The 14,269-nt window shown below is 62.4% G+C and carries 15 protein-coding genes; 11 read left to right on the plus strand and 4 right to left on the minus strand.

Annotated elements, in window-relative coordinates; all coding sequences use genetic code 11:
* Position 1 precedes the first annotated feature (1 nt).
* Positions 2–943: a folate-binding protein YgfZ gene (locus tag J1G37_RS19755; RefSeq protein ID WP_207044725.1), complete on the plus strand. Its 942-nt coding sequence runs from the start codon at positions 2–4 to the stop codon at positions 941–943.
* Between the two features lie 36 nt (positions 944–979).
* Positions 980–1,801 (plus strand): HDOD domain-containing protein, encoded by an 822-nt coding sequence (locus J1G37_RS19760; RefSeq protein WP_207044728.1) that lies wholly within the window; start codon positions 980–982, stop codon positions 1,799–1,801.
* On the opposite strand, the gene J1G37_RS19765 is transcribed toward J1G37_RS19760, so the two are convergent.
* Positions 1,802–3,187 carry a sensor histidine kinase gene (locus J1G37_RS19765; protein ID WP_207044731.1) on the minus strand — a complete coding sequence of 462 codons (1,386 nt, stop codon included), beginning with the start codon at positions 3,185–3,187 and terminating at the stop codon, positions 1,802–1,804. It abuts the gene before it with no gap.
* A complete protein-coding gene (locus tag J1G37_RS19770) occupies positions 3,180–3,851 on the minus strand; it encodes a response regulator (protein ID WP_017736361.1) in 672 nt (223 codons plus the stop codon). Before J1G37_RS19770 ends, J1G37_RS19765 begins: the two co-directional genes overlap by 8 nt.
* Positions 3,852–4,086: 235 nt before the next feature.
* Between J1G37_RS19770 and J1G37_RS19775 the strand changes: the two genes are divergently transcribed.
* From J1G37_RS19775 to J1G37_RS19795, 5 genes are all read left to right on the plus strand, one after another.
* A complete protein-coding gene (locus tag J1G37_RS19775; RefSeq protein WP_207044733.1) occupies positions 4,087–5,379 on the plus strand; it encodes an OprD family porin in 1,293 nt (430 codons plus the stop codon).
* Between the two features lie 35 nt (positions 5,380–5,414).
* On the plus strand, positions 5,415–6,398 hold the full coding sequence (locus J1G37_RS19780; RefSeq protein ID WP_124525852.1) for a tripartite tricarboxylate transporter substrate binding protein: 984 nt from the start codon (positions 5,415–5,417) through the stop codon (positions 6,396–6,398).
* Positions 6,399–6,461: 63 nt separating this feature from the next.
* A complete protein-coding gene (locus J1G37_RS19785) occupies positions 6,462–6,920 on the plus strand; it encodes a tripartite tricarboxylate transporter TctB family protein (RefSeq protein WP_207044736.1) in 459 nt (152 codons plus the stop codon).
* Between the two features lies 1 nt (position 6,921).
* Positions 6,922–8,436, plus strand: a complete 1,515-nt coding sequence (locus J1G37_RS19790; protein ID WP_065899413.1) for a tripartite tricarboxylate transporter permease — start codon at positions 6,922–6,924, stop codon at positions 8,434–8,436.
* On the plus strand, positions 8,429–9,466 hold the full coding sequence (locus J1G37_RS19795) for an AbrB family transcriptional regulator (protein ID WP_026136752.1): 1,038 nt from the start codon (positions 8,429–8,431) through the stop codon (positions 9,464–9,466). The genes J1G37_RS19790 and J1G37_RS19795 overlap by 8 nt, the downstream gene beginning before the upstream one ends.
* A gap of 112 nt (positions 9,467–9,578) precedes the next feature.
* Here J1G37_RS19795 and ung read toward each other — a convergent pair whose 3' ends face one another.
* Complete coding sequence (gene ung / locus J1G37_RS19800) at positions 9,579–10,271, minus strand: uracil-DNA glycosylase (RefSeq protein WP_207044739.1); 693 nt, start codon at positions 10,269–10,271, stop codon at positions 9,579–9,581.
* Between the two features lie 136 nt (positions 10,272–10,407).
* Here ung and J1G37_RS19805 point away from each other — a divergent pair, with 136 nt between their 5' ends.
* Complete coding sequence (locus J1G37_RS19805) at positions 10,408–11,520, plus strand: enoyl-CoA hydratase/isomerase family protein (protein WP_207044742.1); 1,113 nt, start codon at positions 10,408–10,410, stop codon at positions 11,518–11,520.
* Here J1G37_RS19805 and J1G37_RS19810 read toward each other — a convergent pair.
* Entirely contained in the window at positions 11,517–11,864 is a 348-nt protein-coding gene (locus tag J1G37_RS19810; RefSeq protein WP_207044744.1) for a hypothetical protein, read from the minus strand. The two genes, J1G37_RS19805 and J1G37_RS19810, sit on opposite strands and share 4 nt — an antisense overlap.
* 231 nt (positions 11,865–12,095) lie before the next feature.
* Here J1G37_RS19810 and J1G37_RS19815 point away from each other — a divergent pair, with 231 nt between their 5' ends.
* The 3 genes from J1G37_RS19815 to J1G37_RS19825 all read left to right on the plus strand — a co-directional run bounded on the left by J1G37_RS19815 (position 12,096) and on the right by J1G37_RS19825 (position 14,191).
* A complete protein-coding gene (locus J1G37_RS19815) occupies positions 12,096–12,308 on the plus strand; it encodes a cysteine-rich CWC family protein (protein WP_207044746.1) in 213 nt (70 codons plus the stop codon).
* Positions 12,308–13,000: a pseudouridine synthase gene (locus tag J1G37_RS19820; RefSeq protein WP_207044748.1), complete on the plus strand. Its 693-nt coding sequence runs from the start codon at positions 12,308–12,310 to the stop codon at positions 12,998–13,000. The genes J1G37_RS19815 and J1G37_RS19820 overlap by 1 nt, the downstream gene beginning before the upstream one ends.
* A gap of 306 nt (positions 13,001–13,306) precedes the next feature.
* Entirely contained in the window at positions 13,307–14,191 is an 885-nt protein-coding gene (locus tag J1G37_RS19825) for an alpha/beta hydrolase (RefSeq protein ID WP_207044750.1), read from the plus strand.
* Positions 14,192–14,269: the final 78 nt, after the last annotated feature.

Below are 14,269 nucleotides of genomic sequence, written 5' to 3' on the forward strand. Positions count from 1 at the left end.
CATGGCTGACTCCGCTTTCTTCTGCTCCCTGTCCCACGAAGGCGTTCTCGCCGTCCGCGGCGCCGACGCTGCCAAGTTCCTGCAAGGGCAACTGACCTGCAACCTCAATTACCTGAGCGACACCCAGGCCAGCCTCGGCGCGCGCTGCACGCAAAAAGGGCGCATGCAGTCGAGCTTCCGCATCCTGCTGCAAGGTGACGGCGTGTTACTGGCCATGGCCAGCGAACTGCTGGAACCGCAACTGGCCGACCTGAAGAAGTACGCCGTATTCTCCAAATCCAAACTCACCGACGAAAGCGGCGCCTGGGTTCGATTCGGCCTCATCGGTGCGGATCAGGCACTCGCCGCTCTCGGCCTTGAACTGCCCTCCGACACCGACAGCGTTGCACGCACTGAACGCTTGATCGCCATTCGGGTTTCGCCCGACCGCGCCGAACTCTGGGTGCCCGTCGAACAGGCCGATACCGTACGCAGCCAATTGGCGGCACAGCTTAAAGAAGCCGGTCTAAACGAATGGCTGCTGGGGCAGATCCGCGCCGGCATCGGCCAGGTCATGCCACAAACCCGCGAGCTGTTCATCCCGCAAATGCTCAACCTGCAGGCCGTCGGCGGCGTCAGCTTCAAGAAAGGCTGCTACACCGGCCAGGAAATCGTCGCGCGCATGCAGTACCTGGGCAAGCTCAAGCGTCGTCTGTATCGCTTGCGCCTCGATAGCGCCGAGATGCCCGAGCCAGGCACCCCACTGTTTTCCCCCAGCCATAACAGCTCGATCGGCGAAGTGGTGATTGCAGCAAAAGCTGACCAGGCGGTTGAACTTTTGGCCGTGTTGCAAGCCGAAGCAGCCGACAGTGGCGATGTGCGCCTCGGCACCCTGGAAGGCCCCGGTTTGCAGCTGCTTGACCTGCCTTACACACTCGACCGTGATCGAGAGATCCAGCGTTAGTCGCCGTACCTTTTTGCAACACCCTAGAGATCATGAATGAACAAGCTGGCGGAAAAAGTCCAACAGGCTTTGATTACGGCCATCGATAACGATGACCTGGTTCTGCCGACATTACCGGAAGTGGCGCTGAAAATTCGTCAGGCCGCTGAAGACCCGGAAATCAGCATCAGCCACTTGAGCAAAGTGATCGGGCGCGACACCGCGCTGTCGGCGCGCCTGATCAAAGTGGTCAACAGCCCGTTGTTGCGCGCGACCCAGGAAGTCACCGACCTGCACACCGCCATCACCCGGCTGGGCACCAACTACAGCAGCAACCTGGCCATCGGCCTGGTGATGGAACAGATCTTCCACGCCCGCTCCGAAGCGGTCGAACAGAAGATGCGCGATGTCTGGCGCCGCAGCCTGGAAGTGGCGGGCGTCAGCTATGCGTTGTGCCGCAGCCACAGCCAGCTCAAGCCGGACCAGGCGGCCCTGGGTGGCCTGGTGCATCAGATTGGCGTGCTGCCGATCCTGACCTATGCCGAAGACCACTACGAACTGCTGTCAGACCCGGTGGCGCTCAACCATGTGATCGACAGCATCCACCCGCTGCTCGGCGACAAGCTGCTGCGCGGCTGGGATTTCCCGGAGATGCTGGCCAACCTGCCCGGCCAATACCTGGATATGGAGCGTGACTCCACCCGCCTCGACTACATCGACCTGGTGCAAATCGCCGTGTTGTATTGCTATCGTGGCACCGACCATCCCTTGGCGAATGTCTCGGCCGCCACCCTGCCGGCACTCAAGAAGCTGCGGGTCGACCCCTACAGCGAAGCCCTGCGCGCCGAGCTGGATGAAGCACGCTCGATGTTCTACTGATCAGCCGGCGATAAAGCTCACCCGTACCTTCAAGCCCGCCCGCTCGCCATCGTGCAGGCTGATCTGCGCCAGGTGCGCGCGACAGATCTCGCCGACAATCGCCAGCCCCAGGCCAGAGCCCAGGCCCTGCTGGCTGCGTCGGTAGAAGCGCTCGAATACCCGGTCGCGCTCATCCAGCGGGATGCCCGGGCCGTCATCTTCCACTTCCAGCACCGCCGGCGCCGTGACCCGCAAGATCACATTGCCACCCGGTGGCGTGTGCGCCAGGGCGTTGTCCACCAGGTTGCTCAACAGCTCGTTCAACAACGTCGGCTCGCCACGCAGCCACACCGGCTCGTCGGCCTCCAACGCCAACGCCACGCCGCGCGCATGGGCCAAGGGCGCCATGGCCATGCCCAATTCCCGCGCGAGCTGGCTGAGGTCGAGCAACTGCGCACCGCCCTCGGCAATCGCCCGCGCGCCGTTTTCGATACGCGCCAGGGACAACAGTTGGTTAGCCAGGTGGGTCAGGCGATCGGTGCCCTGGGCGGCGCTTTCCAGGGTACTGCGCCAGGTCGCCGGGTCTTCGGCACGCAGGCCCAGTTCGAGACGGGCCTTCAGCGCGGCCAACGGCGTGCGCAGCTCGTGGGCAGCGTCGGCAATAAACTGCGCCTGGCGCTCGAACTGACCGCGCAGGCGTTCGGTAAAGTGGTTGAGGGAGCGCACCAGCGGGCCAAACTCATGCTGCACTTCCACCAGCGGCAACGGCCGCAGGTCGTCGGGCTGGCGCTCTTCCACGGCGGTGCGCAAGCGCTCCAGCGGGCGCAACGCCGCGCTCACGGCGAACCACACCAGCAGCAAGGCGCCCACCGCGAGCATGCCCAGGCGCAGCAAGGTGTCGGCCATCAGGCTGCGGGCCATGCTGACGCGGGCTTCATCGGTTTCGGCCACGCGGATTTCCGCCATGCCGTTCATGTTCGGTTCGGAGACGGCCTTGAGCAGGCTGACCACGCGCACCGGCTGGCCCTGATATACCGCGTCGTAAAAGCGCGCCAACGCAGGATAATCATCGGTGCGCGGCGTACCGGGCGGCGGGCCGGGAAGGTTTTCGTAGCCGGAAATCAGCTTCTGATCAATGTCATTGACCTGGTAATAAATGCGCCCGGCGCTGTCGTAGGCGAAGGTATCCAGCGCCACATAGGGCACGTTGGCGCTGAGGGTGCCGTCGACCTGGGTCAACCCGGCGGCGATGGTCCGCGCCGAAGCGAGCAAGGTGCGGTCGTAGGCGGTGTCGGCCGCCTCGCGCCCGTTCCAGTAGGCACTCATGCCGCTGGCGAGCATCAATAACACCAGCAACAGCGCCAGGTTCCACAGCAGGCGCCAGCGCAGACTGCTGGGTTTATGCATCGCGCGCTTCCAGCAGATAGCCGAGGCCACGGAAGGTCACGATGGCGATCGGTTGGCCGTCGAGTTTCTTGCGCAGGCGGTGCACGTAGATTTCGATCGCATCGGGGCTGGCTTCTTCATCCAGGCCGAAGACCTGGGACGCCAGCTGCTCTTTACTCATGACCCGCCCCGGACGCGCAATCAGCGCTTCCAGCACGGCTTGCTCGCGGGACGTCAACGTCATCAGCTCGCCGCCCACGGTGAAACGGCGGGTGTCGAGGTCGTAGACCAGCACCCCGCACGTCTGCTGGCGCTCGCCGCCCAACACGCTGCGCCGCAGCAGCGCCTTGACCCGGGCTTCCAGTTCAGTCAACTCGAACGGTTTGGCGAGATAATCGTCCGCACCAAGATTCAGGCCATGCACACGGTCTTTCACGTCGCTGCGCGCGGTCAGCATCAACACCGGCAGATTTTTCCCACGCGCCCGCAAGCGCGCCAGCACCTCGAAACCGTCCATGCGCGGCAAGCCCACATCGAGGATTGCAGCGGCGTACTCCTCGCTGCTCAAGGCCAGGTCCGCGGCCACCCCATCGTGCAACACGTCGACGGTCAAACCCGTGCTCTTGAGCGCCTGGGCGACACTTTCGGCGAGTTGCAGGTGGTCTTCAACCAACAGGACACGCATGGATTTGTACCTCGTTCAGGGGTGGGCGACGCCACGCTGTGGCGGGCAGTTTACAGGCGCCGCCTGCCCTGTGAAGCCCGAAAACATTGAAAGGCCATTGAAAGGTTAGTGAAAGCTTCGCCCTTTAGCATCCCGTCACGGTGGTCTCTGCCCACCGCGCTGCCTGAGCCGCAGCACCCGAAAAACGCCTTGAAGCGTTTTCGTCAAAATAAGAACAATAACGGAGTACACCACGATGCTGTCGACACAGCCCCAGGCTTTCACGCCTGTGCGTTTTTCCCGCCTGACCCAGACCGCCCTTGCCAGTGCCGCTGCCCTTGCCGGCTTTTCGCCGCTTAGCCAGGCTGCCTTCTTCGAAGACAGTAGCGGCACCCTGGAAACCCGCAACATGTACTTCAACCGCGACTTTCGCGACGGCACCAGCGCGCAGCAATCCAAGCGCGACGAATGGGCCCAGGGCTTCATGCTCAACCTGCAATCGGGCTACACCGACGGCACCGTCGGCTTTGGCGTGGATGCGCTGGGCATGCTTGGCGTCAAGCTCGACTCCAGCCCCGACCGCACCGGCACCGGCCTGCTGCCGACTCACGATGACGGCCGCGCCGCCAACGAATACTCCAAGCTGGGCCTGACCGGCAAAGTGAAGATCTCGGCCACCGAGCTGAAGATCGGCTCGCTGGCCCCCGAACTGCCGATTCTCAAGCCCAACGACGGGCGCATCCTGCCGCAGACCTTCAACGGCGGCCTGATCACCTCCAAGGAATTCAAGAACCTGGTGTTCACCGGTGGCCGCCTGGACAAAGCCAAGGACCGCGACGACAGCAACTACGAAGACATCGCCCTTAACAACAAGAACAGCCGCTTCGTCAGCGGCGCCACCGGCAAGCATTTCAACTTCGGTGGCGTGGACTACAAGTTCGCCGACAAGATCACCGGCAGCTACCACTTCGCCCAACTCGACGACGTCTACCGCCAGCACTTCCTCGGCCTGGTCGCCGCCCGCCCGATGGGCCCCGGTACCTTCGCCACCGACCTGCGCCTGGCGATCAGCGATGACACCGGCAGCGCCCGTGGCGGCAAGATCGACAACACCTCCCTCAACGGCCTGTTCAGCTATGCCCTCAATGGCCATAAGCTCAGCGCCGGCTACCAGCACATGTCCGGCGACAATGCGTTTCCGTACGTGGATGGCAGCGACCCGTACCTCGTCAACTTCGTACAGATCAACGACTTTGCCGGCGCCGAAGAACGCTCCTGGCAGGCGCGCTACGACTTCGACTTCGTCAAACTGGGCATCCCCGGTCTGAGCTTCATGAGCCGTTACATCTCAGGTGACAATATCAAGCTCAAGAACGGCGACACCGGCAAAGAGTGGGAACGCAACAGCGAGATCAAGTACGTCGTGCAAAGCGGCACCTTCAAGGATGTGGCCGTGCGCCTGCGCAATGCCACGTACCGCTCCAACTATTCAGCCCGCGATGCGGATGAAATGCGCCTGCTGGTGAGCTACAGCGTCGCCCTTTGGTAAGTAGCCACTCATAACAACAAAGACGGAGATAAAACATGACCCTTTCACTGCGTAAATTGGCCCTCGCCGCCGGCTGCGTACTGTTCGCCGGCCAACTGCTGGCCGCCGAAGAACCCAAGCGCCCGGAATGCATCGCCCCGGCCTCCCCCGGCGGTGGTTTCGACCTGACCTGCAAGCTGGCGCAAAGCGCGCTGGTCAACGAGAAGTTGCTGAGCAAGCCGATGCGCGTGACCTACATGCCCGGCGGCGTCGGTGCGGTGGCCTACAACGCCGTGGTCGCCCAGCGCCCGGCGGATGCCGGCACCTTGGTGGCGTGGTCCAGCGGTTCGCTGCTGAACCTGGCCCAGGGCAAGTTCGGCCGCTTCGATGAAAGCGCCGTGCGCTGGTTGGCAGCAGTCGGCACCAGCTACGGTGCCATCGCGGTGAAAGCCGATTCGCCCTATAAGACCCTCGACGATCTCGTCAAAGCCCTGAAGAAAGATCCGGGCAGCGTAGTGATCGGTTCCGGCGGCACCGTCGGCAGCCAGGACTGGATGCAAACTGCACTGATCGCCAAGGCCGCCGGGATCAACCCGCGTGAGCTGCGCTACGTGGCGCTTGAAGGCGGCGGCGAAATCGCCACCGCCCTGCTCGGCGGCCACATCCAGGTGGGCAGTACCGACATCTCCGACTCCATGCCCCACATCCTCAGCGGTGACATGCGCCTGCTGGCGGTGTTCTCTGAAGAGCGCCTGGACGAGCCGGAAATGAAGAATATTCCGACCGCCAAAGAGCAAGGCTACGACATCGTCTGGCCAGTGGTGCGCGGTTTCTACCTCGGGCCAAAAGTCAGCGATGCCGACTACGCCTGGTGGAAAGACGCGTTCGACAAACTGCTGGCCTCCGACGAGTTCGCCAAGCTGCGTGACCAGCGCGAGCTGTTCCCGTTCGCCATGACCGGCCCGGAGCTGGACACCTACGTGAAGAAACAGGTGGCTGACTACAAAGTGCTGGCCAAAGAGTTTGGCCTGATCCAGTAACCGCCCCTGCCTGTCACATGGCCACGCCCTCTTCAACCGGGCGGCGTGGCCCAGGAGTTTCACATGCTCTTACAACGCATTTTCGCCAGCATCATGCTGCTGGTCTGTGCCGGTCTCGCGCTGATGGCGTGGCCGTACCAGGCCGCATTTTCCTACGAGCCGGTCGGGCCACGTGCCTACCCGCTGCTGATGCTCGGGCTGATGAGCCTGGGCCTGATCTACATGGTCATCCGCCCCCAGCCAACCAAACACACCGAAGAAGAACCGGCGCTGGACCGCGAAACCCTGATCAAGATCGCCATCTGCGTCGGCCTGTTGATTGTGTTCGCCGGCACCTTCGAGCCCCTGGGTTTCATCCTCAGCAGCATGCTGATCGGCATCCCCATGGCGCGCCTGTATGGCGGCCGCTGGTTGCCGAGCGTGGTGATCGTCAGCCTCATGGCCATCGGCCTGTACCTGCTGTTCGATAAAGCCATGGATGTACCGCTGCCCCTGGGCCTGCTCGACGTTCTGGAGAACTGATATGGATACTTTCGGCTATTTGGGCCAGGGCTTCGGCGTTGCACTGTCCCCGTACAACCTGGTGACCGCGTTGTGCGGCACCCTGATCGGCACCGTGGTCGGCCTGTTGCCGGGCCTGGGCCCGATCAACGGCGTGGCTCTGTTGATCCCCATCGCGTTTGCCCTGGGCCTGCCGCCGGAATCGGCGCTGATCCTGCTGGCAGCCGTGTACCTGGGCTGTGAATACGGCGGCCGGATCAGCTCGATCCTGCTAAACATCCCGGGCGAAGCCTCCACCGTGATGACCACCCTCGACGGTTACCCGATGGCCCGCAAAGGCCTGGCCGGTGTGGCGCTGTCGTTGTCGGCGTGGAGTTCGTTCATCGGTGCGTTTATCGCCACCTGCGGCATGGTGCTGTTTGCGCCGCTGTTGGCCAAATGGGCGATTGCCTTCGGCCCGGCGGAATATTTCGTACTGATGGTGTTCGCGATTGTCTGCCTGGGCGGCATGGCCGGTGACAAGCCGCTGAAGACCTTTGTCGCGGCGCTGATCGGCCTGTTCCTCTCGGCGGTCGGCATCGACGCCAACAGCGGCGTGTACCGCTTTACCGGCGACAACATCCACCTCACCGACGGCATCCAGTTTGTCGTACTGGTGCTGGGCCTGTTCTCCATCAGCGAGATCCTGTTGCTCCTGGAAAAAACCCACCGTGGCCAGGAAGCGGTGAAAGCCACCGGACGGATGATGTTCAACTTGAAGGAAGCGTCCGCTGTCTTCGTGGTGAATATCCGCTGCGGCCTGCTCGGTTTCATCATGGGCGTGTTGCCGGGTGCCGGCGCCACCTTGGCCTCGGCCGTTGCCTACATGACCGAAAAACGCCTGGCCGGTGCCAGCGGTAAATTCGGCCAGGGCGACATGCGCGGCCTCGCCGCCCCGGAAACCGCGATTGGTGCTTCTGCCTGCGGCGCCCTGGTGCCGATGCTGACCCTCGGCGTACCCGGTTCGGGCACTACGGCGGTGATGATCGGCGCGCTGTCGCTGTACAACATTACGCCCGGCCCGCTGCTGTTCCAACAGCAACCGGACATCGTCTGGGGCCTGATCGCGTCGTTGTTTATCGCCAACATCATGCTGGTGATCCTCAACATCCCGATGATCCGCATCTTCACGCGCATCCTTGCCGTGCCGAACTGGGCGCTGGTGCCGGTGATCGCCATCATCACCGCGATTGGTGTGTACGCGGTTCACGCCACCACCTTCGACCTGTTCCTGATGGTCGGCATCGGCATCTTCGGCTACATCCTGCGCAAACTCGACTTCCCGCTGTCGCCGGTGCTGCTGGGCTTTATCCTCGGTGGCCTGATGGAGCAGAACCTGCGCCGGGCGCTGTCGATTTCCAACGGTGCGCTGGACATCCTCTGGTCGAGCCCGATCACCTTTGGGGTGTGGGTCCTGACCGCGCTGATGCTGGCCTTCCCGCTGGTGCGCATCTACCGCAAACGTGCCCTGCAGCGTCGTGCCGTGGCCGATGTCTGAGGTCACCTTTAAACATTGGTGGGGAACACCGCTGGTCGGCCTGGCCGGCGGTTACCTGGCCAGCCTCGTCGGCTGGCCTTTGCCGTACATGGTCGGCTCGTTGCTGGCGATCATCCTCGTGCGTTGCCTCACGCCGTGGCAGTTGGCGGAAATTCCCGGTGGGCGCAAATGCGGCCAGTGGGTGGTGGGGATCGGCATCGGCCTGCACTTTACGCCGGTGGTGATCGAGCAAGTGATGAGCCACTTCGGGCTGATCTTCTTCGGCGCGCTGGTCACCAGTCTGTCCAGTGTGGTCGGCGTGTGGCTGATGCGGCGCAGCGGTGAAGACCGCGCCACCGCGTTTTTCTCCAGTATGCCCGGCGGTTCCGGGGAGATGGTCAACCTCGGCGCACGCAATGGCGCGGTGCTCAGCCGTGTCGCGGCGGGGCAGAGTCTGCGGGTGTTGGTGGTGGTGCTGTGTGTGCCGGCGATCTTCAAGTATGTGCTTGAAGGCGGCGCGCCGCAGTTTCATCCGGCGCCGGTGAGTTGGCCTTGGTTGTTGGCGTTGTTTCCGCTTGGCGCGTTGGTGGCCTGGGGTTGGCAGCGCTTGCGTCAGCCGAACCCGTGGCTGTTCGGGCCGTTGCTGGTGAGTGCGACGGCCAGCGTTGTGTGGGATCTGCATATCGGCCTGCCCGATGGCGGCAGCCAGATCGGCCAGTGGTTGATCGGCAGCGGTTTGGGTTGCCACTTCAACCGGCAGTTCTTTCGGCGGGCGCCGTCGTTCATGGGGCGCACGTTGATTGGTACGGCGTTGACCATGGCGCTGGCGACGTTGGCGGCGGTGGGGCTGAGCGCGCTGACTCATCTGGACTTGCGCTCGTTGACCCTGGGCATGATGCCCGGCGGGATTGCCGAGATGAGCCTTACGGCAGAGACCCTGCAATTGTCGGTGCCGTTGGTGACGGCGATGCAGGTAATGCGCTTGTTGTTTGTGTTGTTTTTGGCTGAACCACTGTTCCGACACTGGAACCGCCAGCCGGAAAAAACTTAACGTTTCAGCACTCCTCAACTGTGGGAGCTGGCTTGCCTGCGATAGCGCAATGCCTGTGACAAAGATGCCAGCTGGCCCATCGCGATCGCGGGCAAGCCCGCTCCCACAGTGTTTAGAGTGGCGGCAACCGCCACTCAATCGCCGTCTCGCCATTCTGCTCAAGAAACTTGTTGGTACGGCTGAAATGCCCGCAACCCAAGAACCCGCGATACGCCGACAACGGCGACGGGTGCACCGAGGTCAACACCAGGTGCTTGGTGGCATCGATCAGCTTCTGCTTGCCCTGGGCATGGGCGCCCCACAGCAGGAACACCAAGTGCGGCTGATGCGCGCTGACCACCTCGATAATTCGATCAGTAAAGAACTGCCAGCCCTTGCCCGCATGGGCGTTGGCGTTGGCGCGTTCCACGGTCATGGTGGTGTTGAGCATCAGCACACCCTGATCGGCCCAGCTTTGCAGGCAGCCGTGGTTGGGGATGTCGATGTTCAGGTCACGCTTGAGCTCTTTATAGATATTGAGCAGCGACGGCGGCGTGGGTATGCCCGGTTGCACCGAGAAGCACAGACCATGGGCCTGGCCGGGGCCGTGGTACGGGTCCTGGCCGAGGATCACCACCTTGACCTTGTCCAGCGGCGTGGAGTTGAGGGCGTTGAAGATCAACGGGCCTGGTGGATAGATCTCTTTGCCGGCCGCATGTTCATCGCGCAGGAACTCGCGCAACTGGGCCATGTAGGGCTGTTCGAACTCATCGCGCAGGGCGTGCTTCCAGGTGGGTTCGAGTTTGATACGGTCGCCTTCGGTCATGATGGAGTGGTCTTGTCAAAAAGAATGAGGCGAACCCTAGGAAAGCCGACCCCGCTTGTCAATTGATCTGACACACCACCGGCACTTTCCTACGAAGCGATCATACTGATCCTCTACCTTCCCGAATGAGGTCACGATGAACCTGCACTTCGAAGAGCTGACCGGCAGCGACGGTGCCCGCCTCGGTATCGCCAGCCTGGACGCAGAAAAATCCCTCAACGCCCTCTCCCTGCCGATGATCCTGGCCCTGGGCGAACGCCTGGACAGTTGGGCGAAAGACCCGAATATCGTTTGCGTACTGCTGCGTGGCAATGGGCCCAAGGCCTTTTGCGCCGGTGGCGAAGTGCGCAGCCTCGCGATGGAATGCCGTGAGCAACCCGGTGTGGTACCGGCGTTGGCCGCGCATTTCTTTGCGGCGGAATATCGCCTCGACTACCGCCTGCATACTTATCCAAAACCGGTGATCTGCTGGGGCCACGGCTACGTGCTGGGCGGTGGCATGGGCCTGTTGCAAAGTGCGGCGGTGCGCATCGTCACGCCGAGCAGCCGCCTGGCCATGCCCGAGATCAGCATCGGCCTGTACCCGGACGTCGGCGCCAGTTGGTTTTTGCCGCGCCTGCCGGGCAAGCTCGGGTTGTTCCTCGGCCTGACCGGCGCACATATCAACGGTCGCGATGCCTTGGACCTGGGCCTGGCCGACCGTTTCCTGCGCGATGACCAGCAAGATGAGCTGATCGACGGTTTGCTGCAATTGAACTGGCAGGAACAAACGCCGATGCAGCTCAACAGCCTGCTCAAGGCCCTGGCCCAGGAAGCCGTCATCCAGCAACCCGAAGCGCAGTGGCTGCCGCGCCGGGCACAGATCGACGAATGGCTGGATGTGGGTGATGTGCGCTGCGCCTGGCGCGCCTTGAGCCAATTGCGCGACCACAGCGACCCGCTGTTCAGCCGCGCCGGCAAGACCCTGAGCGAAGGCTGCCCGTTGACCGCGCACCTGGTGTGGGAACAGATCCAGCGGGGCCGCCTGTTGTCCCTCCCCCAAGTATTCCAAATGGAATACACCATGAGCCTGAACTGCTGCCGCCACCCGGAATTTGCCGAAGGGGTACGCGCGCGGCTGATCGACAAGGATCAGCAGCCCCATTGGCATTGGCCGGATGTGAATACAGTGCCCGAAGCGGTGGTGCAGGCGCATTTCCACAAAGCGTGGGAAGGCCGGCACCCCCTGGCGGATTTGTCTGAGCGTTAACGGTGCCCGCGATGGCCGCCGTCACCACGGCCGCCTCGGTCGTGGCCGCCGCGATTGTCCCAGCCCTGGTTCGGATAGGGTCGGTAGCCAGGCCTTGAGTAGTAACGCGGCGCTGGCTGGTAATAACGCGGTGCCGCCTGGTAGTAGCGTGGCGCAGGATAGTAGCGCGGTGCTGGCGTGTAATAGCTGCGCCCATAGTAGGAAGAACCGCCTCCGTAGTAATACGCTGGCGCCGGGGTGGTGTAGACCTCGGAGCGATAGTAAGTGCCGCCACCGTCGTAATAGGGCACACACGCGGATAAGGTCAGGCCGAGCAAGGCAGTGAGTAGCAGTCGTCGATACATGGCGGCCTCCTGGACCGCGGAAGAGCTCCTCCAGCGACGCTGGGGGGCGGCATTCAGCTTTCACCGAATGACGAAATATCTGACACCAAAAACCGAATCTGGTGCGTTTTTGACACAGCTTGAAACACGTAGATCAGACGACCGGAGAGCCTTGGTTTTCCCGCCCGTTTGGCACCTGACGCGGCGACGCTGTATCGTGCCACCCCACCGAGATCCAGCCTGAACCGAGCCATGACCACGCCAACCCTCTGCCCCGCCTGCGGCGCCCGCAACGACTGCACCCTGGCCGATCCACTCACTGCCGACCAAGCGTGCTGGTGCTACGGCGTCACCATCGATCCGGCCGTGCTTGAGGCGTTGCCCGATGCGTTGCGCAACCAGGCTTGCCTGTGCCCACGGTGCGCCCAGGTGGACGCGCAACTGCGCGGCGATGAACAGCCGTAATGCGCGTTGATCGGTTCCTCAGCAACCTGCCGCGTTTCAATCGCCAGCAAGTACGCGTATTGCTGGTTGAACGGCGTGTGACAGTGGATGGCATCGCGGTCAGCGATCCCCATCACGAGGTGCGCGAATTCAGCCGTGTGTGTGTCGACGATGAAGTGTTGCAGGCCGGCAAACCGGCGCGCTACTTCATGCTGCACAAGCCGCAGGGCTGTGTGAGCGCCACAGCGGACCCACAGCACCCGACCGTCCTCGACCTGCTGGATGTGCCGGACAAAGGTGAGTTGCACATCGCCGGCCGTCTGGATTTCAACACCACCGGCCTGATGCTGATCACCAATGACGGCCAGTGGTCGCGGCGCCTGACGCAACCGCAGACCAAATTGCCCAAGGTTTACCTGGTGGAGACCGAGCAAACGATCGGCCCCGAATACGCCACCACGTTTGCCGCCGGCCTGTACTTTGCCTTTGAAGACCTCACCACCCAGCCTGCCACCCTGGAGCTGCTGGGGCCGAGGACGGCGCGATTGGGCATTGTCGAAGGGCGCTATCACCAGGTGAAGCGCATGTTCGGGCATTTCGACAACAAGGTGATCGGCTTGCATCGCGAACGGATGGGGCCTTTGGTGTTGGATGCGAACCTTGCGCCGGGGGAGTATCGGGCACTGACCGACGACGAGATCCGACAGGTCTGACGACCGTTCAGCCGGTGATGGCAAAAAACCAGTTGGGCGCCTTGCGAGGTGGCGCCTGTGCTGCTTGAATCAAACCGTCAGCCGAAATATGACTGGCGAGTCGCCCATAACCTCCAAGAAACACTTTGCCCCCGCCCGCGCTTGACCTACGGGCCTTCCAGGCAAAACCGCCCGCCATAACAACAGCCGTCGACCAGCCGTCATCGGATCGACATGGGCCTCCCTTTTCCAGGCGTATGCCTACCTGTCACAAAGCTCGTGCAGAGTTATCTGCGCGCCCTACCCGCTTGCCAGGAGTCTTACGACATGAGGCCAGAAATCGCTGTGTTGGATATACAGGGTCAGTATCGGGTTTACACGGAGTTCTATCGCGCGGACGCTGCTGCAAAGACCATCATCATGGTCAATGGCTCCATGGCCACCACGGCATCCTTCGCCCAAACCGTGAAAAGCCTGCACCCCCAATTCAATGTGGTTTTGTACGACCAGCCCTACGCTGGCCGTTCCAAAATCCACAATCGCCATGAGCAAATGCTGACGAAGGACATCGAAGGCCAGATCCTCCTGGAACTCATCGACCACTTCGCCGCCGAGCACGTGCTGTCGTTCTCCTGGGGCGGCGCCGCCACCCTGGTCGCCCTCGCCCAGCGCCCGCGGCGCGTGGAGAAAGCGGTGATCAGCTCGTTCTCACCAGTCATCAACACGCCCATGCGCGACTACCTTGAACGTGGCGTTGACTACCTCGGCAACCTCGACCGCGACCGTGTCGGGCACCTCGTCAACAACACCATCGGCAAACACCTGCCGTCGTTGTTCAAGCGATTCAACTACAAGCATGTGAGCAGCCTCGCCGAGCACGAATATGGGCAGATGCACTTCCACATCAGCCAAGTGCTCAACAGCGATCGACTGTGCTACCTCAAGGCGGCCAAGCAGATCGACATTCCGGTGCTGTTCCTGAACGGCGAATGGGACGAATACACCAGCGCCCAGGACGCCAAGCTGTTCGGCCAGCATGTGACCCACAGCAGCTTCAGCACCATCCAGGCAACGGGGCACTTCCTGGACATGGAACACAAGGCCGCGTGCCGGGACAGCCGGGAGGCCGTCGTTGGGTTTCTAAAGTCGCAGCGGCCGGTCAGTCGATTGCGTTATCACCAAGGTCAGACTCAACATGCCTTTGCGATCTAATTGTGTGGGAGCTGGCTTGCCTGCTCCCACATAGGCATGTAACCCACACATTTTTGAAGAAAAACTTCAAATCCGGGT

This window comes from Pseudomonas sp. Marseille-Q1929 (genome assembly GCF_017316265.1).
Taxonomy (GTDB): Bacteria; Pseudomonadota; Gammaproteobacteria; order Pseudomonadales; family Pseudomonadaceae; genus Aquipseudomonas.